The sequence below is a fragment of the Streptomyces sulphureus DSM 40104 genome (genome assembly GCF_000381025.1).
In the GTDB taxonomy this organism is placed as follows: Bacteria; Actinomycetota; Actinomycetes; order Streptomycetales; family Streptomycetaceae; genus Streptomyces; species Streptomyces sulphureus.
The window spans coordinates 551680-570832 of sequence record NZ_KB905815.1; the positions used below are offsets into that span (position 1 = coordinate 551680).

At 73.4% G+C, this 19153-nt stretch carries 16 protein-coding genes and 1 CRISPR repeat array; of the genes, 7 read left to right on the forward strand and 9 right to left on the reverse strand.

What is annotated here, in order from left to right; genetic code table 11:
• Nucleotides 1-2: 2 nt before the first annotated feature.
• The gene (locus F603_RS0110460; protein ID WP_425426967.1) at nucleotides 3-956 is read right to left on the reverse strand and encodes an endonuclease/exonuclease/phosphatase family protein; all 954 of its coding nucleotides are present in this window, start codon (nucleotides 954-956) and stop codon (nucleotides 3-5) included.
• Between the two features lie 576 nt (nucleotides 957-1532).
• On the opposite strand from F603_RS0110460, the gene panB reads away from it, so the two are divergent.
• The 3 genes from panB to F603_RS0110475 all read left to right on the forward strand — a co-directional run bounded on the left by panB (nucleotide 1533) and on the right by F603_RS0110475 (nucleotide 4396).
• Complete coding sequence (panB, locus tag F603_RS0110465; RefSeq protein WP_019545962.1) at nucleotides 1533-2405, forward strand: 3-methyl-2-oxobutanoate hydroxymethyltransferase; 873 nt, start codon at nucleotides 1533-1535, stop codon at nucleotides 2403-2405.
• 114 nt (nucleotides 2406-2519) lie between these two features.
• Nucleotides 2520-3533, forward strand: a complete 1014-nt coding sequence (locus F603_RS0110470) for an ATP-binding cassette domain-containing protein (RefSeq protein ID WP_019545963.1) — start codon at nucleotides 2520-2522, stop codon at nucleotides 3531-3533.
• Nucleotides 3530-4396 (forward strand): ABC transporter permease, encoded by an 867-nt coding sequence (locus F603_RS0110475; protein ID WP_019545964.1) that lies wholly within the window; start codon nucleotides 3530-3532, stop codon nucleotides 4394-4396. Before F603_RS0110470 ends, F603_RS0110475 begins: the two co-directional genes overlap by 4 nt.
• 168 nt (nucleotides 4397-4564) lie before the next feature.
• On the opposite strand, the gene F603_RS0110480 is transcribed toward F603_RS0110475, so the two are convergent.
• Complete coding sequence (locus F603_RS0110480; protein WP_019545965.1) at nucleotides 4565-8596, reverse strand: AfsR/SARP family transcriptional regulator; 4032 nt, start codon at nucleotides 8594-8596, stop codon at nucleotides 4565-4567.
• A 438-nt stretch (nucleotides 8597-9034) separates the two neighbouring features.
• A CRISPR array of direct repeats spans nucleotides 9035-9304; the repeat unit is 26 nt; unit sequence ACCACCCCCGCATGCGCGGGGACCAC.
• Between the two features lie 864 nt (nucleotides 9305-10168).
• Here F603_RS0110480 and F603_RS0110485 point away from each other — a divergent pair.
• Complete coding sequence (locus F603_RS0110485) at nucleotides 10169-10813, forward strand: class I SAM-dependent DNA methyltransferase (RefSeq protein WP_019545966.1); 645 nt, start codon at nucleotides 10169-10171, stop codon at nucleotides 10811-10813.
• 20 nt (nucleotides 10814-10833) lie between these two features.
• Here the strand turns inward: F603_RS0110485 and F603_RS0110490 are convergent, their stop codons facing one another.
• Nucleotides 10834-11277, reverse strand: coding sequence for a PPC domain-containing DNA-binding protein (locus tag F603_RS0110490; RefSeq protein ID WP_019545967.1), 444 nt, complete (start codon nucleotides 11275-11277; stop codon nucleotides 10834-10836).
• 555 nt (nucleotides 11278-11832) lie between these two features.
• Between F603_RS0110490 and F603_RS0110495 the strand changes: the two genes are divergently transcribed.
• Complete coding sequence (locus F603_RS0110495; RefSeq protein WP_019545968.1) at nucleotides 11833-12636, forward strand: site-2 protease family protein; 804 nt, start codon at nucleotides 11833-11835, stop codon at nucleotides 12634-12636.
• Between the two features lie 4 nt (nucleotides 12637-12640).
• Here the strand turns inward: F603_RS0110495 and F603_RS0110500 are convergent, their stop codons facing one another.
• From F603_RS0110500 to npdG, 6 genes are all read right to left on the reverse strand, one after another.
• Nucleotides 12641-12862, reverse strand: a complete 222-nt coding sequence (locus tag F603_RS0110500; RefSeq protein ID WP_019545969.1) for a hypothetical protein — start codon at nucleotides 12860-12862, stop codon at nucleotides 12641-12643.
• Between the two features lie 146 nt (nucleotides 12863-13008).
• The gene (locus tag F603_RS0110505; protein WP_026328308.1) at nucleotides 13009-13383 is read right to left on the reverse strand and encodes a roadblock/LC7 domain-containing protein; all 375 of its coding nucleotides are present in this window, start codon (nucleotides 13381-13383) and stop codon (nucleotides 13009-13011) included.
• Between the two features lie 37 nt (nucleotides 13384-13420).
• On the reverse strand, nucleotides 13421-13789 hold the full coding sequence (locus F603_RS0110510; RefSeq protein WP_019545971.1) for a roadblock/LC7 domain-containing protein: 369 nt from the start codon (nucleotides 13787-13789) through the stop codon (nucleotides 13421-13423).
• A 112-nt stretch (nucleotides 13790-13901) separates the two neighbouring features.
• Nucleotides 13902-14723, reverse strand: coding sequence for a hypothetical protein (locus tag F603_RS0110515; RefSeq protein ID WP_019545972.1), 822 nt, complete (start codon nucleotides 14721-14723; stop codon nucleotides 13902-13904).
• A complete protein-coding gene (locus F603_RS0110520) occupies nucleotides 14720-15103 on the reverse strand; it encodes a hypothetical protein (protein WP_019545973.1) in 384 nt (127 codons plus the stop codon). Before F603_RS0110520 ends, F603_RS0110515 begins: the two co-directional genes overlap by 4 nt.
• A 231-nt stretch (nucleotides 15104-15334) precedes the next feature.
• Entirely contained in the window at nucleotides 15335-16057 is a 723-nt protein-coding gene (gene npdG / locus F603_RS0110525) for an NADPH-dependent F420 reductase (protein WP_019545974.1), read from the reverse strand.
• Between the two features lie 174 nt (nucleotides 16058-16231).
• On the opposite strand from npdG, the gene F603_RS0110530 reads away from it, so the two are divergent.
• The gene (locus tag F603_RS0110530) at nucleotides 16232-17266 is read left to right on the forward strand and encodes a hydroxyacid dehydrogenase (RefSeq protein ID WP_019545975.1); all 1035 of its coding nucleotides are present in this window, start codon (nucleotides 16232-16234) and stop codon (nucleotides 17264-17266) included.
• Nucleotides 17263-19152: a DUF2264 domain-containing protein gene (locus F603_RS0110535; protein WP_019545976.1), complete on the forward strand. Its 1890-nt coding sequence runs from the start codon at nucleotides 17263-17265 to the stop codon at nucleotides 19150-19152. The genes F603_RS0110530 and F603_RS0110535 overlap by 4 nt, the downstream gene beginning before the upstream one ends.
• The last annotated feature ends 1 nt before the right edge of the window (nucleotide 19153 follow it).

The window sequence follows — 19153 nt, forward strand, 5'->3', positions numbered from 1 at the left end:
CGTCAGAGGGTGATGCTCGCGGCGATCGGCAGGTGGTCGCTCCCCGCCGCGTCCAGGGTCCACGCGGATTCGGGCTCGACGCCCTTGACCATGATCTGGTCGATCCTCGCCATCGGGAAGGCGGCGGGCCAACTGAAGCCGAACCCGTCGCCCGCCGCGCCCTGCGCCGAGCGCATCTGCGAGGTGATGGGGGCGAGCGCGCGGTCGTTCATCGTGCCGTTGAGGTCGCCGAGGAGGACGACCCTGCCCGCCTTCTCGTGGGAGATCGCCCTGCCGAGCGCCTGTGCGCTGCCGTCCCGCTGCCCCGCCGTGAATCCGGACCTGAACTCCACGCGCACCGAGGGGAGATGGGCCGCATAGACGGCGAGCTTGCCCTGCGGCGTGTGGACGGTGGCGCGGAGCGCCCGCGGCCACCCCATCTCGATGTCGACCTCGCGGACGTCCGTCATCGGGTACTTGCTCCACAGGCCGACGGTGCCGATGAGCTTGTGGTGCGGGTAGGCGCTGCGCAACCCCTTCTCGTACGCGTCGGCACGGGCGTCCGACACCTCCTCCAGCGCGAGGACGTCGGCACCGGAGGCGGCGAGGCTGCGTACGGTCCCCGCGGGGTCGAGGTTCTCCGCATCGACGTTGTGCGTCGCCACCGTGACGTCCCCTCCGGCGCCCGAACCTCCCCCGACGAGGCCGCCGAAGAGCCCGACCCAGGCGACGACGGGGAGGACGAGCGCCGCGAGCGCGGTCGCCGAGCGCCGCAGCAGGGCCCAGACGAAGAGCACGGGGACGAGGAGGCCGCCCCACGGCAGGAACGTCTCCCACAGCGAGCCGAGGTTGCCGATGGCGTTGGGGATGCGTGCGTGCCAGAAGAAGGCGAGCGCGAGGAGCACGGCGACCACCGCGGGCACCAGGCCGCGCCGCCAGATCCCCGGGCTGCGCCACCTGCCCCGCAGCCGGCTCATGCGTCCGCCGCCGCTCGAGGCCGACCGGTCGGCCTCGCCGCCTGCCTGGACCATGTACGCACGTGCCATCCGCCGTCCTCGCCTGCCTGTTCGCGTCTGCCGATCTTCGCCGAACCAGGGCGAAACGGAAACCACCGCCGCACACGGAAAGCCCCGACGAACCGGGCGCTCCGGACTCCACTGATGCGGTGCGGGGCCGTCGACACGGTCGCCATCCACCGGTTCGCCCCAACGTTCCCGTACGCCTGGATCGGCATACACCGTGAACGACGTGCCGCACCGTCGTGAGGTTCCGCTTCTCGCGTGATCTTCCTCCGCGGTGACGGAACGCGCATCTCCGAGGGGTCCGGCGGCCGTCGCACCGGACTTCCGTCCGGGCTCACCGCGTGTCAGCATGGCAGCGGCCGACCTCGACTCCGAAGGGGCCGCCGACGGTGCATCGCCGTACCGCAGCCCCGCCCGGGGCGGCAGGCGGACGGCTGGCACAGGCACCCGAGGCTCCTCCGCCGCCGAGCGCGGGCCGCATCCGGGGACGCCGTCAGGGCGCCTCGAGACGACAACACAGGAGCCGGCGTCATGACGCACCCACAGCACACCTCTGCCTCCGCACCCCCGTCGCGCGAGCGCCCCGCGCTTTACGGCGGCACCCGCAGCCGCCGCAACACCGTGCGCGACGTCGCCGTCGCCAAGGAGCGCGGCGAGAAGTGGCCGATGCTCACCGCCTACGACGCGATGACCGCCTCCGTCTTCGACGAGGCCGGCATCCCCGTGCTCCTCGTCGGCGATTCCATGGGCAACTGCCACCTCGGCTACGAGACCACCGTGCCCGTGACGATGGACGAGATCGCGATGCTCTCCGCTGCCGTCGTGCGCGGGACGCAGCGCGCGCTCGTCGTGGCCGACCTGCCGTTCGGCGCCTACCAGGAGGGTTCGGTGCAGGCGCTGCGGAACGCGACGCGACTGGTGAAGGAGGCCGGCGTCGGCGCGGTGAAGCTGGAGGGCGGGGAGCGGTCGGCCGAGCAGGTCGCGCTGCTGGTGGAGTCCGGGATTCCGGTGATGGCGCACATCGGGCTGACTCCGCAGTCGGTCCACGCGATGGGCTACCGCGTGCAGGGCCGCGGGGAGGAGGCGGCGCAGCAGCTCCTGCGGGACGCCAAGGCCGTGCAGGACGCGGGCGCCTTCGCCGTGGTGCTGGAGATGGTCCCCGCCGAGGTCGCCGGCGAGGCGACGCGCTCCCTGCACATCCCCACCGTCGGCATCGGCGCGGGCCCCGACTGCGACGCGCAGGTGCTCGTCTGGACGGACATGGCCGGCCTCACCGGCGGACGGGTCCCGCGGTTCACCAAGCAGTACGCGCAACTTCGGGACGTCCTGGGGCAGGCGGCGCGGGAGTACGGTGCCGAGGTCGCGGGCGGGGCCTTCCCCGCGGCCGAGCACACCTTCTCGTAGGCGCGGCGGTCGACAGGCCAAGGACAGGTGACCGACAGATGACCGACAGAACCGCTCTACGCCTGTAGGTGAACTGTCGGTCGTCTGTCGGTGGTCGCTGACATCTTTGATGGCATGACGCGACAGCACACCACCGGACCGGGCCGCGGCTCCCACGCCGTCGAGGTACGCGGCCTGGTCAAACACTTCGGGGAAACCAAGGCGGTCGACGGCATCGACCTGGACGTCGACGAGGGCACCGTCCTGGGCGTCCTCGGCCCCAACGGCGCGGGCAAGACCACCTTGGTCCGCATGCTCTCGACCCTCCTCCAGCCCGACGCGGGCACGGCCACGGTCGCCGGTTACGACGTGGTGCGCCAGCCCCGCCAACTGCGCCGCACCATCGGCCTCACCGGCCAGTACGCCTCCGTCGACGAGAAGCTCTCCGGCCGCGAGAACCTCTACATGATCGCCCGGCTCCTCGACCTCCCGCGCCCGGAGGCCCGGCGACGCGCCGACGAACTGCTGGAGCGGTTCTCGCTCACCGAGGCGGCGAAGCGCCCCGCCAGCAAGTACTCGGGCGGCATGCGCCGCAGGCTCGACCTCGCCGCCTCGATGATCGGCCGCCCCCGTGTCCTCTACCTCGACGAGCCGACCACAGGTCTCGACCCCCGCACCCGCAACGAGGTCTGGGAAGAGGTGCAGTCGATCGTCGCCGAGGGCAACACCGTCCTCCTCACCACCCAGTACATGGAGGAGGCCGAGCAGCTCGCCGACGAACTCACGGTGATCGACCGCGGCAAGGTGATCGCGGAGGGACGGGTGCCCGAGCTGAAGGCGAAGGTCGGCGGCCGCACCATGGAGATCCGCCCCACCGACCACGGCGACCTCCACCGCATCGCCGGCGCGCTGGCCGAGGCCCAGTTGGACGGCGTGGGAGGCGCCTCGGCTGACGAGGAGGCCGGAATCGTCAGCGTCCCCATCCTCAGCGACGAGCAACTCACCGAGGTCGTCGCGCTCCTCGGCACGCGCGGCTTCGCGCTCACCGACCTCGGCACCCATCTGCCCAGCCTGGACGAGGTGTTCCTCGCGCTCACCGGCCAGAAGGCCACGCACCAGGAGTCCGCGCCCGAGGAGGTCGCCGCATGAGCACCGAGACAGTACAGACCCGGACGGAGCCGAAGGAGCCGGTACCCGTGCCGCGCCAGGCTCCGCCGTCGCCCACCGACGACGGCCGGATCGGACTCCGCGCCAACCTCCGGCACATCGGCGCCCTGGTCCGGCGGAACGCCCTGCAGATCAAGCAGGACCCGGAGTCGATGATGGACGTGCTCCTGATGCCCATCATCTTCACCCTGCTCTTCGTCTACGTCTTCGGCGGAGCCATCGGAGCCGGCGGCGACCGGGACGGCTACACCAACTACCTGGTCCCCGGCATGATGGCGATGATGAGCATGAACATCGCCATGGCGGTCGGCACCGGCATCAACGAGGACTTCCGCAAGGGCGTCATGGACCGCTTCCGCTCCATGCCGATCGCCCGCTCCTCGGTGCTCCTCGCCAAGATCATGGTGGAGATCGCCAGGATGCTCATCTCCATCGTGGTGCTCCTCGCCGTCGGTTTCCTCGTGGGATTCGACGTGGAGGGGCGGTGGCTCGGACTGCTCGGCGGGATCGGACTCACCGTGCTCTTCGGTGCGTCGCTGCTGTGGATCTTCATGCTCCTGGGGCTCACCGTGCGGACGGCCCAGGCGGTCCAGGGTGTCTCCTTCCTGGTGCTGATGCCGCTCCAGTTCGGTTCCTCGATCTTCGTCCCGACGGACACGATGCCCGGCTGGCTGGAGTCGTTCACCGACGTCAACCCACTGACCCAACTCGCGGACGCATCCCGGGGACTGGTGCTCGGGCAGGGCGCGGTCGGCTCCCCCGTCCTCTGGACGATCGTGTGGTCGGCCGGCCTGACGCTCGTCACGGCGCCGTTGGCGATCTCGAAGTTCCGCAAGAAGGTCTGACGGGCTCGGCCCCCGGCGCGGCACCTTCGCTCCGGGGCTCGCACCGTCGGACGGCGGGGGTCCGGGCGGGGCGGAGTCGGTGCACGGCCGTGCCGGGCTGCTGCCCGCGCCTTCAACGGTAGGGAGCCCAGGAGCGGTTGACCGGGACAGCGGAGGAGGCGACGGATCTCAGATGAGCTCCGTCGCCTCCGCGAGGCTCAGCTCCCGCCCCTGCACGAACGCCGCCTCGAAGGCTGCGTCGCCCTCCTCGTGGCCCATCGCGGCGCGCAGGGCCTTCCGGGCCGTGGCCTCGGCGGTGCGCCGTACCGCTTCCCTGCCGGGCTCGGAGGGTGCCGGCAGGTGGAGGAGCCCGGGCAGCTCCCGGGCGTAGGCGCCGAGGAGGCGGGCGGCGAGTTCGGGATCACCGAGCGCTGCGTGCGACCAGGCGGCGATAGGGAGCTGGTTGGCACCGAGGCTGGGACTGATGAGTTCGGCGAAGGCGCCGCGGATGTTCGGCAGCGCGTCCCGCAGCGTCACCAGAGCCCGCGCGTGCTGGCCCGACGCGGCGTAGCCCCAGGCGAGCAGGGTCTGCACCATGCCGCGGAAGACGGCGGAAGGTCGGCTGCGCAGCTCCTCCTCCATCGTCGTCAGCAGTGCGACGGCTTCTTCCACGGGACCGAAGCGGAGCAGATAGATGGCGTACTGCACGCCGATGAAGTGCCAGTCGTCGCCGTGCGACCTGCTGCTTTCGTCCAAGGCGTCGCAGAGCAGGGCCGCGCCCTCGGCCACGTCGTCCGGGTCGCCCGTCTCGATCAGCGCGGCGCCCAACCGTGAGCGGAAGTTGGGGAGTTGACCCTCGATACCGAGGCGCTGCGCACACTCTATCGCCGCGCGGAAGTCCTCCGCCGCCGCGACGTACTCACCGCGAAGGTTGCGCACTTCACCGCGGCCCGAGCGGGCCTCGGCCACACCCCAGGCGTCCCCCTCGGCGACGAAGAGTGCGAGGCACTCCTCGGAGTCCCGTACCGCCTGCTCCGTCCCTCCCGGCTGCTCGTTGGCCATCCTTGCCCGCATGTGCAGGGCGAAGGCGAGATGCCAGTCGTCACCGCGCTCCCGGCACCGCTCGATCGTGGCGTCGAGGACCTCGGAGAGCTCGGCGACCCGTCCCGACAACACCCAGGCGAAGATCCACATCATCCCGGGCAGCCGACAGACCTGCGGTTGCCCCGGCTCGTACGTCGCGACGACGCGCGCGAGCGCCTCCTGGAACTCCGCAGTCTCGGCGCGGGAGGGCGCGTCCTCGTCGGCGAGCGTCATCAGCCGGACGGCGCGGCGGGCCTCCTGGAGCAGCTCCGGACCGAGCGGCGGCGGGGAGTTGACGGGCTCGGACACGTCTGCGGCGGGGACGACGGGTGCGGCGAACGGGTCGGGGCCGAGGTCGGCCGTCGCCCGGGCCCAGGCGCAGGCGTCGGTCGAGTGGTTGCGCAGCCGCCAGAACCAGATCATCGACAGGGTGAGGCAGAGCGCCTCCTCCTCGTCCCCCGCGCCGATGGCGCGGGCGAGCGCCGTCCTGACGTTGTCGTGGTCGCTCTCCAACTCGTCGAGTGCACGCCGCTGTTGCGGTCCTCGCAGCAGTCGGTCAGCCGCCCGTGCCGCCTCCCGGAACGCGACGAGGTGCCGGCGTTCGGTCGCGGCGCGCTCGCCCGCCTCGTCGAGCCGCTCGGCGGCGTACTCGCCGACGGTCTCCAGGAGCCGGTACCGCGTCTCGTCGTCGCCCGTGGCGAGTTCGGGGATGACCAGTGACTTGTCGACGAGCGAGGCGAGCAGCGCCGGCACGTCGGCCGAGTCGACGTCGTGCTCGCCCGTTCCCCCGCACACCTCCTCGGCGCGGGCGAGCGTGCTTCCGCCGGAGAAGACCGAGAGCCGCCGCAGGACTGCGCGTTCCTCGTCGGCGAGGAGCTCCCACGACCAGTCGACGACGGCGCGCAGCGTCTGCTGCCGGGGCAGCACGGTGCGGCTGCCGCTGGTGAGGAGGCGGAAGCGGTCGTCGAGCCGGTCGGCGAGCTGGCGGGGCGTGAGCGAGCGCAGCCGTGCGGCGGCGAGTTCGATCGCGAGCGGCAGGCCGTCGAGGCGGCGGCAGATCTCCGCGCACGCCTCGGGGTCCTCGGCGAGGTCGAAGCCCGGACGTGCCGCGGCACCGCGATCGGCGAGGAGCCGCAGCGCCGAGGCGTCCGGAAGCGGCAGCAGCGGGCGGACCACCTCACCCGGCACGCCCAGCGGCTCCCTACTCGTCGCCAGGACCGTCACGCCCGGGCACTCGACGAGCAGCCGCTCCACCAACTCGGCCGCCGCGTCGATCACATGCTCGCAGTTGTCGAGGACGAGCAGCATGGTCCGCGGCGCGCACCGCTCGGCGAGCTGCGTCAGCGCGTCGGTCGCCTGCTCCGCAGCCCGCAACCCCTCCGCCGCGACGCTCCCGCGGATCTGCGTCTCGCGCCCCCCGAGCGCGGTGAGGACCGCCTCGGGGACGGTCGCGGCCTCGCGCACGGGAGCGAGCTCGGCGACCCAGACACCGTCCGGCCACCGGGCCCCGTCCGCGGGCGAGGGCGAGGGCGAGGGCGAGGGCGTCGCCGCCGTACCACCCGCGCCCGCCAGGGCTGCCTCCGGGCACACCGACTCCGCCGCCTCCTGCGAAAGCCGCGTCTTCCCCGCCCCACCGGGCCCCGTGAGCGTGACGAGCCGCGCAGCGGCCAACTCCCGCCCCAACGCAGCCACTTCCTCCTCCCGCCCGACGAACGAGGTCAGCCGTGCCCGCAGATTGCCCGACCGCCTGGCAACACGAAGAGCGGCGGGCCCGGAGAGCCCCGCACGACGACTCGGGGGCTCACTCGCGTCGACGGGGCGTTGGGGGGCGCCTTGCGGTGCGTTCTCGGGTTCGTGGCGGTTGCCCGCGTCGGTGGGGTGGGTGTGCGCGGGTGGGCGGTGGCTCGCGTCGGTGGGGTGGCTGCCGTTGCTTGAGGGGGAGTTCGCCGTTTCCGGACGGCTGGTGCCGGCAGGGGCGGCTCGGACGGGCGGCGGTTGGCTTGCGTCGGCGGGGCGGCCGTTCGTGTGCGGCGGAGCGCTTGCGTCGGTGGGGCGGCCGTTCGTGTGCGGCGGCTTGCTCACGTCGGTGGGGGCGCTTGCGTCGGTGGGGTGTTTCCCGTCGTGCGACGGTCCGTGTGCCGCGCCGGGGCGGCTGCCCCGGCCGGCGGAGTGCCCCTCGCCGTCCGACGATTGGCCGGCGTCGACAGGGTGATCGCCCACGTGCGGCGACTGAGTTGCGGCAGCAGGGCGGCCGTTCGCGCGCGGCGGCTCGCACGCGTCGACGGGGTGGCCCTCGTCGCCCGACGGTCCGTCCGCCGCCGCGGGACGGCTATCCCGGCCGACGAAGTCGCTTTCGCCGTCCGGCGCTCGTCTCTCATCGGCACGGCGGCCGCTCACGTGCGGCGGCTGACTTGCGTCGGCGGGGCGGTCACCCACGTCCGACGACCCGATCGCACCGGCGGGGTGACGGAGCAACTCGGCATGAAGTGCGCGGAGTTCGGGTCCCGGGTCGGCCCCCAACCGCTCGACGAGCACGGTGCGGATCGCCTCGTATGCGGCGAGGGCCTCGGCCTGTCGGCCGGCGTCCCGCAGGGCGCGCAGGTAGAGAGCCTGCACGGGTTCGTCGAGCGGGTGGTCGGTGGCGAGCTCACGGGCAGCGGGAAGGATCGACTCCGCACGACCGAGGGCGAGTTCGGCCTCCAGGAGGTGCCGTCGGGCCACGAGGAGACGGGTACGGGCGGACCGGGCTTCGGACGAGGAGCCGCCGCCGGGGAGGTCGGCGAGCGGTTCGCCGCGCCACAGCGCCAGTGCGTCCACGAGGAGGCCGGCGGCCTTCTCCGGGTCGCCGTCCTTGAGGGCGCCGGCGCCCTCCGCCGCGAGGCGCTCGAAGCGGTGGAGGTCGACGTCGTCCCGTTCGGCCGCCAGCCGGTACCCGCCCGCCTCGCGCACGACCGCCTCCCACCCCAGCACCCGCCGCAACCGTCCGACGAGCGCCTGCACCGCGGCCGGAGCATCAGCAGGCGGGTCCTCCCCCGCGCCCCAGACCTCCGCCACGAGCTCCCCCGTACGCACCGCTCGCCCGCCGGCCACCGCGAGCACGGTGAGCAGTGCACGCAGCCGCGCACCACCGAGCGGCATCTCGGTGCCGTCGGGGCGATGAACCCTGGTACTCCCCAGGACGCGAAAGGTGTACTGCACCGCTCCATCGTGCCAGCCCCTCTCCCCGCACGGGACGCCGACGGCGGGAGAGTGCCCAGGTGAGCGCAACAGAAAGCGGAGGACAACGTTCCCTCACCCCGCCAGCGAATCCATCGGCTGCTGCCGGTCCGACAGCCTTCCGAACGAGGGGTTCCGCGCACGTGGTGCGTCCACCCGGATACTCGGGCTGTCCGTCGGATTGCGTCAAGTGAGCGGCTGGGGTTGACGGTTCGACAGCGCTGGGTGCGGGCTCGGGGCGGGGCGCCTTCTGCTCGGTTTCCTACGGGAATTGGGCCGGTCCCCTGCATGCACGGGAATCACGTCGCTCTCGCCGCACTGTGCGACCTGGTGGGACGGCCATCCCCGCACGCGCGGGGGACCACCCCCGCATGCGCGGGGACCACGTATCCCGTTCAGCGTCACGCCGTAGCCCTGCGGGACCACCCCCGCATGCGCGAGGACCACTTGCCGCGCTCTTCAAGTCCCTGTGGAAGAAGAGGACCACCCCCGCATGCGCGGGGACCACAACGTAGCCGAGATCGAGCAGATAGCGGCCGAGGCACCACCCCCGCATGCGCGGGGACCACGCTAGCGCGGCCGACTCGTGCACCCATAGCGTCGGACCACCCCCGCATGCGCGGGGATCACACTTCCCGACCTGCACTCCTACGAGCCAGTAACCGAATTCTGCTTCACCTCGCACCCGCTCCCAACAGATCAGCGAGTCGCACTCAGCCACACACGCCGACTCGCCCCCGCATACATCCAGGCCCGCAACCTACCGCCCATACACCCTCGTTGACCTTGCCCCATCACAACATCACCCCTGCCACGCAACCCGGCGAGCACAGGCCCCAGGCGACCAGCGAATCCCGGCGACGAGGTCGCGCAGTGCGTCGGGGCAGTCAATGACGAACGGGCAGTCGAGCGCGGCGAGTACGGCAGGCAGCCAGTCGTGTCGCTCCGTGCGTGGGCCGACGCGCAACCAGCGCTCAGCCGCCCGGTCCGGCCTGCCGCGGACTCGTGCTCCTCCACGCGCGCGATGCCGGCGGGAAGGGGCGCGGATCTGCTCGACCGTCCCGTGGCGGCGCAAGGTCACCGTCCTTCGCGGCCGGTGGACCGGATCGAGACCGGTCGGCGGTGGCGGACCGCGTCGGTGAGGGAGCGGCCGCCCGTCGCGCTCGGCGGCCACCGCCCCTCAGCCGGGCCCCCGGAAGCAACCAACTACCGCACCGTCTTCGACCAGCCGTCCGGACATCCCGCAGCAGCCCGCTTCGAGGACTACACAAACCGAGACGGCGAACACCAAAAATGCCACGTCACGCCTCATCACTCGAAAATCCCCCATCAACCCACAAGCCGCCTAAATCAATCCTCGATCCCTCACTTCAATGTGTCTCTCCCCACCCTCACCCCTCATCCCGCGTCCCCCCGCCCCCCATGGGTAGCGGCTTGGAAACCACGAGCCCGCGAAGCGCCGGCAGCGACGCGGGGAGCGAAGGGAGAGACCAGGTGGCGAAGAGCCAGGAGTCCGTTCAGCAGGCGCACCGGCTCGAGGGGGACGTCGGGCGCATCGCCGAGTACTACGGCGACTGGGCGGCGTCCTACGACGCGGACCTGAGCGAGTCGGGCTACCAGGGCCCCCGGAACATCGGCGAGCTGTATGCGGCTCTGACCGGCTCGTACCGCTGGCTCCAGCGCGAGGGCACCACGGTGCTCGACGCCGGCTGCGGGACCGGGCTCGCCGGTGTGGTGCTCAGGGAGAAGGGCGCAACCGTCGACGGGTTCGATCTGAGCGGGGCGATGGTGGAGCAGGCCCGGACGACGGGCGCGTACCGTGCGCTCGCCGGTGGCGTGGACCTCAACGCGGGGCTGGTCGAGTACGAGGACAACTCCTACGACGTCACCGCGTCCTGCGGCGTCTTCACGCTCGGCCACGTCTCCCCCGAGGGGCTGCGCTCGCTGCTGCGTGTGACGGCGCCCGGCGGCCTGGTGCTGGTGAGCACCTTCCGGGACTACCTCGACGGGACCGACTTCGTCGCCGTGACCGAACGCCTGGCGGCAGAAGGCGAGTTGCAGGTGGTGGAGCGCCGGAGGGACCTCGCCTACACCTCCGAGGGCCCCGCCGACTACTGGGCGTTCGAAGTCCTCCGCTGACCGGGTGCGCGAGGCCCTCGTCACATCTCGCCGGGTGCGATGAACGCCATACCGGTCTCCGGGTCCACGGCGCGGTGGAGGTGCGCGGGGGTCTCGGTGAGCACCGCCTCCAGTTTGGGGAAGACGATGAGGCGTTCCAGGTGGCCGCCGAGCGTCGTGGAGTCCTTGCGGCCGAGGACGGCGCGCGCGTGGAGTTCGGACCTGCCTCCGTTGTCGACGATGTCGCCGATGAGGGCGAGGACCTCGTGCTGCCCGCTGAAGTGGCTGTGGCGGTACCGCGAGAGCACGGGCTCGTAGTAGCCGAGACGTACCTCGCGGCAGCCTCCGGCCGCGCGGACCGCGGCGCCCGCGAGGTGGTTGTCGGCGGCGAAGGAGGCGATCGACGTGACCGCCTCCTCGCCCTTGTCCAGCAGGAGGACGTAGGTACGCAGTCCCCCGGCCTGGTGCAGCAGCCTGCTCTCCATCCGTCCGCCCTGCTCGTGGACGCCGGCGCGCGGCGTCGGCGTAGGTGCTCGGCCGCCTCCCAAGCTAGGCCCGCGCCGTCGCCCCCGCACGCCGGGGAAGTACGCCGCGCACACCGGCGCGCGCAACGGCCGTACCGGACGGCCGGGTTGGGCCCGCGCCGGCGCTACGACGTTCGGGGCGCGTGCACCGACGAACGAGCCGACGGCGCTGCCCGCGCCCCGGACACGGGGCAGGCACCGGACACGGCGGCACCCCGACACAGAGCAGAAAACGCAGCGCTGCCCGCGCACGGCCGCCCGTACCGGCGGAGGAAGCCCGTAGCCCTGCCCGCGCCCCGGCACGTGCACCCCGACGCACGGATACGGGCACCCCGTCCCCCGGACAAGACCCGCAAGACCGGGCGCACGTCGCGCTTCCCCCGCACGCTGCACGATTCCCCATCTCCCGGCGGCAGACGGGACCTGCCGCGCCAACCCGCAAGAGCCCCCACACACCGGGGCGCCGACCGGTGCCGAGTTCCGCGCGCCCCTCGGCTCCCGATACCGTCTGCCCCCATGACCAGCACCGCAACCCATCCCGAGCACCACCGCATCAGCCCGGTCTTCCTCGGCCTGCTGGGGATCATGGCCGTCTCGGGCTGGGCCGCATGGGCCGGGATCGCGGGCGTCACGGGCGTCGCGGTCTTCTTCTTCGTCGTCTCCGGGTGGGTCGTCTCGCTCTCGCTCCACGAGTACGCGCACGCGAGGATCGCGCTGCGCGCCGGCGACACCTCGGTGGGCGCCAAGGGCTACTTGACGCTCAACCCGATGCGGTACACGCACGCGCTGCTCAGCGTCGTCCTGCCCGTCCTCTTCGTCATCCTCGGCGGGATCGGGCTGCCGGGCGGCGCCGTCTACATCGACAGGGGGCGCATCCCCGGACGGCTGCGGCACAGTCTCATCTCGCTCGCCGGACCGCTCACCAACGCCTTCCTCGCGCTGGTGCTCACGGCGCCGTTCTGGCTCAAGGGGGTGGGGGACGTGCCTGTCGCCTTCCGCTGTGCGCTGGCGTTCCTCGCGCTGCTCCAGGTCACGGCTGCGCTGCTCAACCTGCTGCCGGTGCCGGGGCTCGACGGGTACGGGGTCGTCGAACCCTGGCTCCCCGCCGGTGTGCGGCGGCAGCTCGAGCCGTTCGCGCCGTTCGGGCTGCTGATCGTCTTCGGCTGCCTGTGGGTTCCCGAGGTGAACGGCGTCTTCTGGGACGGCATCAACACCCTCCTCGGCTCCCTCGGCGTCTCCGACCTGGAGAGCTACCTCGGCCTCGAGTACTTCAGGTTCTGGCAGGGCGAGCCGGACGGCGCCTCGCTGCTGGTGCCCTGAGGCGCTACTCGCCGGCGGGCGCTTCCTCGGCGGTCCGCGCCGCGCGGCTGCGGCGGTGGTAGTACCACGCCATGTTGGAGGTCAGCCCGGCGAGCAGCACCCACAGGACGCCGACCCAGCTTCCGTTGGCGAAGGAGACCACGGCGGCGACGACCGCGAGCAGGCACAGGACGGAGGCGTAGCGGGCGAGGCCGCCGCGGGGGAGGCGGTCGGTGAGGGCGGACATGGCGGGCGCTCCAGACGGACGGGGCGGGCGGTGCCCGCACCGGATGCTTGTGTGACGGGGCCATTCTCCCCCACCCCGCCCGGCACCCTCCTCCGGCCGTCCGCACCGCACCGCCGCGGGCGGGCGGTGCGGCGGCACGCGGCCGGTCAGACCTCCAAGTCGGCCTCGATCCGCGAGAGATGGTGGCGGGCGAGGGCGAGATTGGCGCGTCTGCGGTCGAGCACGAGGTAGAGGAAGAGGCCGCTGCCGCTCTTCCCCGTGGTGGGGCGGATGAGGTGGTACTGGTCGGTGAGGGTGATGAGGATGTCCTCGATCGCCCCTTGGAGGCCGAGCATCTCCATCGTCCGGAGTTTGGCTCTGACGACGTCGGTGTTGCCCGCGGCCGCGACGTCGAGGTCGAGCGCCTTCTTGTCGCCGAGCGTGGCGAGCGCCATACCGCTCGTGTAGTCGACGAGGGCGACTCCGGTGGCGCCCTCGATCGTCGTCATCGCCTCGTTGAGGGATGCGTCCATCTTTGCCATGGCTTCCTGAACCTTTCCTGTGCGCGCTGGTGGTGTGTCACTCGTCGACGAGTGCGCCGACCCGCTCGGCCGTCCTGCGGGCACAGAGCTGGAGGCGGCCGACGTTGGTCCCGGCCCCGGCGATCGCGGTGACGACGGCGGAGCGCCCGGCGCGGTAGGCGGCGACATAGCCCTGCTCGCCCCGGGTGAGCGACTCCTCGAAGCCGCCGCGGCCCGCCGCGTCGGTGAGGCGGGTCGCCAGGCCGACGGCCGCAGCGGTGAGCGCGGCGAGCCCGTCGGGGTCGAGGTCCGCGAGGTCGTGCGCGACGACGAGCCCGTCGGCTCCGGCGACGAGGCTGCCGTGGAGCTGGCGCACCTCGGCCCTCAGCTCCTGGAGCTCCGCGACGATCTGCGGTTCGACGGTCATGGGTTTCCTCTCGGTGCTCTTCTTGCGCAGCCTTCTGCGCGGTCCCGTGAGGCCGGTGCGTCCGTGCTGCCTCATGGCTGCGCGGGGTCGGCCGGCGGCTGGCGGTGCCGGGTCACAGTCGTTCCTCCAAGGCGTTGCGCAGCCGGAGCAGCAGGGAGATCTCGGGGTCGGCGGCTTCGTGGACGGCGGCGGGGAGCGGGGGCCGCGGGTGCGGCAGTCCCGGGGACGCGGGGTGCGCGGTACGCCGTGGCGCGCTGCGTACCGGGCCGAGGAGGCCGGCCGTGTGGAGGCTTCGTGCCTGGAGGAGGACGGCGCAGACGGACACCCGCAGGCCGTGGGCGAGTTGGTAGGGGGTGCGTCGGCCGTCGGCCGCGTCCAGGAGGGCGCGGTCCCGCGGTGCGGCGGCGGGCGAATACGCACGCGACAGCAGGGGCGTCGTGTCCGGGTCGGGCCACGGGAGGAGTCGGCGCAGCCAGGCGCGGCGGCGGGCGACGGCGGCGAGAAGCTCGGGCGCGGGCGTCGCGCGGACGTCGCCGAGCCAGTGGGCGACGTCGGGGACGAACTCGGTCCGCTCGTGGGGCCGCGGGAGCGCGCAGTACGCCGCGTCGAGGACCGCTTGGAGGTGGCAGAGCTCCAACTCGCCGCGGCCGAGGAGGCGTTCGGCGAGCAGGAAGGCGCCGACGTCCCGTCCTCCCGCGGCGCGCACCGCCTCCTGCCAGCGCGCGCTCGATATGTGTCCGCTGAGGCGCGCCCCGAGTCCGGGGACCTCGGGCGCCTCGACGCACGCGATCTCGCCTGCGTCGAGGTAGAAGCGGCCGCGCGGGGTGAGCAGGACTCCGGTGGCGCGCTCGGAGGTGTACCGGAGGAGCGGGGCGCCGGGTAACCGGCTCTCGCCGTCGGGCTGCCGGGCAGCGGGGAGCGCGCGGGGGCTCACGCGGCGACCAGCCCGGCGGCGAGGGCGCGGAGGCGGAGCCGGGCGACGGCGAGGTTGGCCCGTTCGCGGTCGAGCCAGAGGTGCAGGCAGGTGCGGCTGTCGAAGGCGGTGCCGACGAAGCGGAGCAGGTGGTAGCCGCCCGCGGCCGTGATGATGACGTCCTCTATCTGGGGGTGTCCGCCGGCCGCGTCGCCGAACGTGGTGTTGACCGCGACGGCTTGGGCGACCTCGGTGGTGTCGGCAGCGACGGCGTCGTGGTCGCCGCGGGGTGCGCGTCCTGCGGAGCCGAGGGAGAGGCCGCTGGTCCAGTCGGTGAGCCCGGCGCCGAGGACGCCCGGTATCTCCATCGCCTCGGCGAGGACCTCGTCGATACCGGGCACCGCTGCTCCCTTCCGCCGCGCTTCCCCTGCACGCCCCGGAGGGTCCGCGCCGCCGGACGACGGGCAGCGTGCGGCGCTCGTCGCCGCGTGTGTGGGGCCTGGTACGGAAGGTAAGGGAGGAAAGAGGTCTGGCACATGCCAATCGCGCATGCGGAGGGGAGTTGACGGGTTTCCCTCCGGCGCCGCGCCGTGTCGCGTACCATCTGCCGCCCGGCGCCGGGGAGTTGGCCGTCAGATGTCGGTGAGCCGGACGCCCGCGTGCGCGCGGTAGCGGCGGTTGACCGAGATCAGGTTGGCGACGAGCGACTCCACCTGGTGCGCGTTGCGCAGCCGCCCGGCGAAGACGCCCCGCATGCCCGGGATGCGGTTGGCGAGGGCCTGGACGACCTCGCAGTCGGCGCGGACCTCGCCGAGGACCATCACGTCCGTCTCGATCTCCGCCACCTCGGGGTCGGAGAGGAGCACGGCCGAGAGATGGTGGAAGGCGGCGGTGACCCGGGAGTCGGGCAGCAGTGCGGCAGCCTGCTCGGCGGCGCTGCCCTCCTCGGGCGTGAGCGCATAGGCGCCCTTCTTGTCGAACCCGAGCGGGTTGACGCAGTCGACGACGAGCTTCCCGCTCAGCTCCTCGCGGAGCGCCTCGAGCGTCGCCGCGTGCCCCTCCCAGGGGACGGCCACGATCACGACGTCGCTCCGCCGGGCGCACTCCGCGTTGTCGACGCCCTGCACCCCGTGGCCCAGCTCGCCGGCGGCGCCCTCGGCCCGCTCCGCCGACCGGGAGCCGACGACGACCTGCTGCCCCTGCCGGGCCAACCGGTAGGCGAGGCCCCGCCCTTGGTCGCCCGTGCCGCCGAGCACGCCGACGGTGAGCCCGGAGACGTCGGGGAGCTCCCACGGGTCCTTGCGGGGCTTCGAGGAGGAGTCGGCCTGCTGTGCGCGGGAATCGGATGAAGTCATGGTCGCGATCCTGCCACCCGGCGCCGGGACGGCGCGGGACGGTGCAGTGGAGAGGCAGGTGAGAGCGGTCACCCGTGCCCTTCCGCGCTTCCCGCTGCGTGCCGACTCCGCGTCTTCCCGGGGCTGTTCCGGGGAAGCACTCCGGGAGTACACACGCCGAGCCCCAGGAGAGAAATGCCCCCGGCACGCCGCCCCTCCCCGCCGGCCGACGCGCCCCGCGCCGTCCTGGCGATGTCCGACGACACCGCCGCAGCCCTGCTCGGCCCCGAAGCCCGGGACCGCCTCGCGCGCCTCACCCGCCTCGCCCCGGGTCCACCGCTCGACGACTTCGCCACCGAGCACGCACACCGCGCCCTCGCCGACGCCGAACTCCTCGTCACGGGCTGGGGATGCCCCCCGCTCGACGCAGCCGCGCTCGACGCGGCGCCGCGGCTGCGCGCCGTCGTGCACACGGCGGGCACCGTGCGGCACCACCTCACGACGGCCTGCTGGGAGCGCGGCGTCGAGGTCTCCTCGGCGGCCGCGGCCAACGCGCTCCCCGTCGCCGAGTACACGCTCGCCGCGATCCTCCAGGCCAACAAGCGCGTGCTCGAGGCGGCCCGCGAGTACCGCGCCGCGCGCTCCCGCACGCCGCTGCGGCCGGAACCGCACCTCGGCAACTACCGCAGGACCGTGGGCATCGTCAGCGCCTCACTCGTCGGACGGCGGGTGATGGAACTGCTCGGCGCCCACGACCTGGAGGTGCTCCTCCACGACCCGTACGTCGACGCCGACGAGGCCGCGGCGATCGGCGCCCGCCTCGCGACGCTCCCCCAACTCTTCGCCGCCAGCGACGTGGTGAGCCTCCACGCCCCGCTGCTCCCGGCCACCCGCGGGCTCGTCGACGCGGAGCTCCTCGCCGCCATGCCGCCGCACGCCACGTTGATCAACACCGCACGCGGCGGCGTCGTGGACCAGGAGGCCCTCACGGAAGCGCTCCTCGCCGGGCGGATACGCGCCGTCCTCGACGTCACCGAGCCCGAGGTCCTGCCGCCCGACCACCCGCTGTGGGAGTGCGAGCACGTCCTCCTCACCCCGCACCTCGCCGGCTCCCTCGGCAACGAACTGCACCGCCTCGCGGACGCGGCCCTCGACGAAGTCGCCCGCTGGGCGGCGGGCGAGGGGTTCGCACACCCCGTAGGGCGCGAGGCACTGGCGGTCCGGGCATGACGCTCCGACTCCCCACCGAGGACCGCGCGTTGAGCCCGTACACCGGCTGGACGAGGGCGCACTGGGAGGCGCTCGCCGACGGCCTCCTCCGCTCGGCGCTGCGCTGGGCGAGCCCCCGCGGCGCCCTCCTCGACCTGCCGGGCCCCGCCTCCGTCTCCGGGGTCCGCTCCGACGGTCTCGAGGGGTACGCGCGCACCTTCCTCGCCGCCGCCTTCCGCGTCGCGGGCGCGCACGGCGCCGACCCGCACGGCCACCTCCCCCGCTACGCCGAGGGCCTCGCCGCCGGCACCCGCACGCCCGGCCGGGACGACGCCGAGTCGTGGCCGCTCGTCCTCGACCACACGGTGCAGGGGCAGCCCATGGTCGAGTCCGCGTCCGTCGCCCTCGGACTGCGGCTCACCCGGCCCTGGCTCTGGGACCGGCTCGACGAGCGGGTGCAGGACCGCGCCGAGGAGTGGCTGCGCGGCGCCCTGCGGCACACGCCGGCCGGCAACAACTGGTACCTCTTCCCCTTCACCGTCGCCGGCTTCCTCGAGGACGCGGGACGCGGCGACGCGGAGACTTCACGCGCCCGCACCCGCGCCCTGGAGCTCCTCGACGGCTGGTACCGGCACGACGGCTGGTACACCGACGGGGAAGCCCCCGCCTACGACCACTACAACGGCTGGGCGCTCCACTTCTACCCGCTGCTCGACGCCCGACTCACAGGCGACACCGCCCTGTCGGCCACGTACGGGCCCCGGCTCCGCACCCACCTGGCGGACGCGGCGCTCCTCTTCGGCGGCGACGGCGCCCCGATCCACTTCGGCCGCTCCCTCACGTACCGCTTCGCCGCCGGAGCGGCCGTCGCGCTCGGCGCGGTCACCGGGCACACGCCGCTCGCCCCCGGCAGGTCGCGCCGCCTGCTGAGCGGCGCGGCACGGTACTTCCTCGACCGCGGCGCCCTCGACAACGACGGCCTCCTCACGCTCGGTTGGCGCGGCCCGCACCCACCGACCGTCCAGCGCTACTCGGGGCCCGCCTCCCCGTACTGGGCGTCGAAGGCGTTCGCCGCCCTCCTGGCGCCGGAGGACCACCCGTTGTGGACGGCCCGCGAGGAGGCGGCGCCGAGCGAGCGCGGCGACCGGGTCGCGGCGCTCGGCGGCACCGGGCTGCTCGTCCAGTCGACCGCAGCGGACGGGCTCGTACGCCTCCACAACCACGGAAGCCACCGGCTCCCGCCGCACGAGGGCGAGACGCCCGCCGCGGCCGACCCCCTCTACACCCGCCTCTCCTACTCGACCCGCACGGGCCCCACTTCGGCGGGCAACCTCCCCGACAACCACTTCTCGCTCGCCCTCCCCGGCTGCGCCCACAGCTCCCGGGCGCGCATACGGCCGCTCGGCGGGGCCGCGGCGGACGACTGGGGCTGGGCCGCCTCCTGGCACGTGCCCGCCTTCCCCGCCGGGGCGCCGCACGCGCCCGGGCTGCGGGTGGAGAGCGTCGTCCTCGCCCGTGGGGCCGAGGAGCTGCGCGTCCACCGGGTCGTCGGGGCGCCGGAGGGGACCGCCGTGCGGCTCACCGGGTGGGCGGTCGGCGAGGACGGTGAACACCTGCCGCTCCGCTCCGAGTTGCGGGGCCTCGCCGGGTGGCCGGACGCGGATTCCGAGTGGGTGCGGGCGCCGGCCGGTACCGCGTTCACGCGGTGGGCGCGGGTACCCGTCCTCTCCGGCACCGTGGACGGCGGCGGCCTCTTCGCCGCCGTCGCCTCGCTCAGCACCGGCGCCGGAGCGCGCAGCACCGTCGCGCTGCTTCCCTCCGAGCCGGGGAAGGTGCGGGTGCGCTGGGGCGACGGGATGCGCGCCCTGGTGTCCTTCGACCCGCCCGGGGTGCGGGTCACGCCGTAGC

Coding starts and splice junctions, on each gene's coding strand:
- F603_RS0110510 (WP_019545971.1), bottom strand. CDS start 13,789: ATGACCGTCGAACCGCAGATCGTCGCGGAGCTCCAGGAGCTGAGGGCC.
- F603_RS0110535 (WP_019545976.1), top strand. CDS start 17,263: ATGACGCTCCGACTCCCCACCGAGGACCGCGCGTTGAGCCCGTACACC.
- F603_RS0110495 (WP_019545968.1), top strand. CDS start 11,833: ATGACCAGCACCGCAACCCATCCCGAGCACCACCGCATCAGCCCGGTC.
- F603_RS0110460 (WP_425426967.1), bottom strand. CDS start 956: ATGAGCCGGCTGCGGGGCAGGTGGCGCAGCCCGGGGATCTGGCGGCGC.
- panB (WP_019545962.1), top strand. CDS start 1,533: ATGACGCACCCACAGCACACCTCTGCCTCCGCACCCCCGTCGCGCGAG.
- F603_RS0110475 (WP_019545964.1), top strand. CDS start 3,530: ATGAGCACCGAGACAGTACAGACCCGGACGGAGCCGAAGGAGCCGGTA.
- F603_RS0110500 (WP_019545969.1), bottom strand. CDS start 12,862: ATGTCCGCCCTCACCGACCGCCTCCCCCGCGGCGGCCTCGCCCGCTAC.
- F603_RS0110470 (WP_019545963.1), top strand. CDS start 2,520: ATGACGCGACAGCACACCACCGGACCGGGCCGCGGCTCCCACGCCGTC.
- F603_RS0110530 (WP_019545975.1), top strand. CDS start 16,232: ATGCCCCCGGCACGCCGCCCCTCCCCGCCGGCCGACGCGCCCCGCGCC.
- F603_RS0110480 (WP_019545965.1), bottom strand. CDS start 8,596: ATGCCGCTCGGTGGTGCGCGGCTGCGTGCACTGCTCACCGTGCTCGCG.
- F603_RS0110490 (WP_019545967.1), bottom strand. CDS start 11,277: ATGGAGAGCAGGCTGCTGCACCAGGCCGGGGGACTGCGTACCTACGTC.
- npdG (WP_019545974.1), bottom strand. CDS start 16,057: ATGACTTCATCCGATTCCCGCGCACAGCAGGCCGACTCCTCCTCGAAG.
- F603_RS0110505 (WP_026328308.1), bottom strand. CDS start 13,383: ATGGCAAAGATGGACGCATCCCTCAACGAGGCGATGACGACGATCGAG.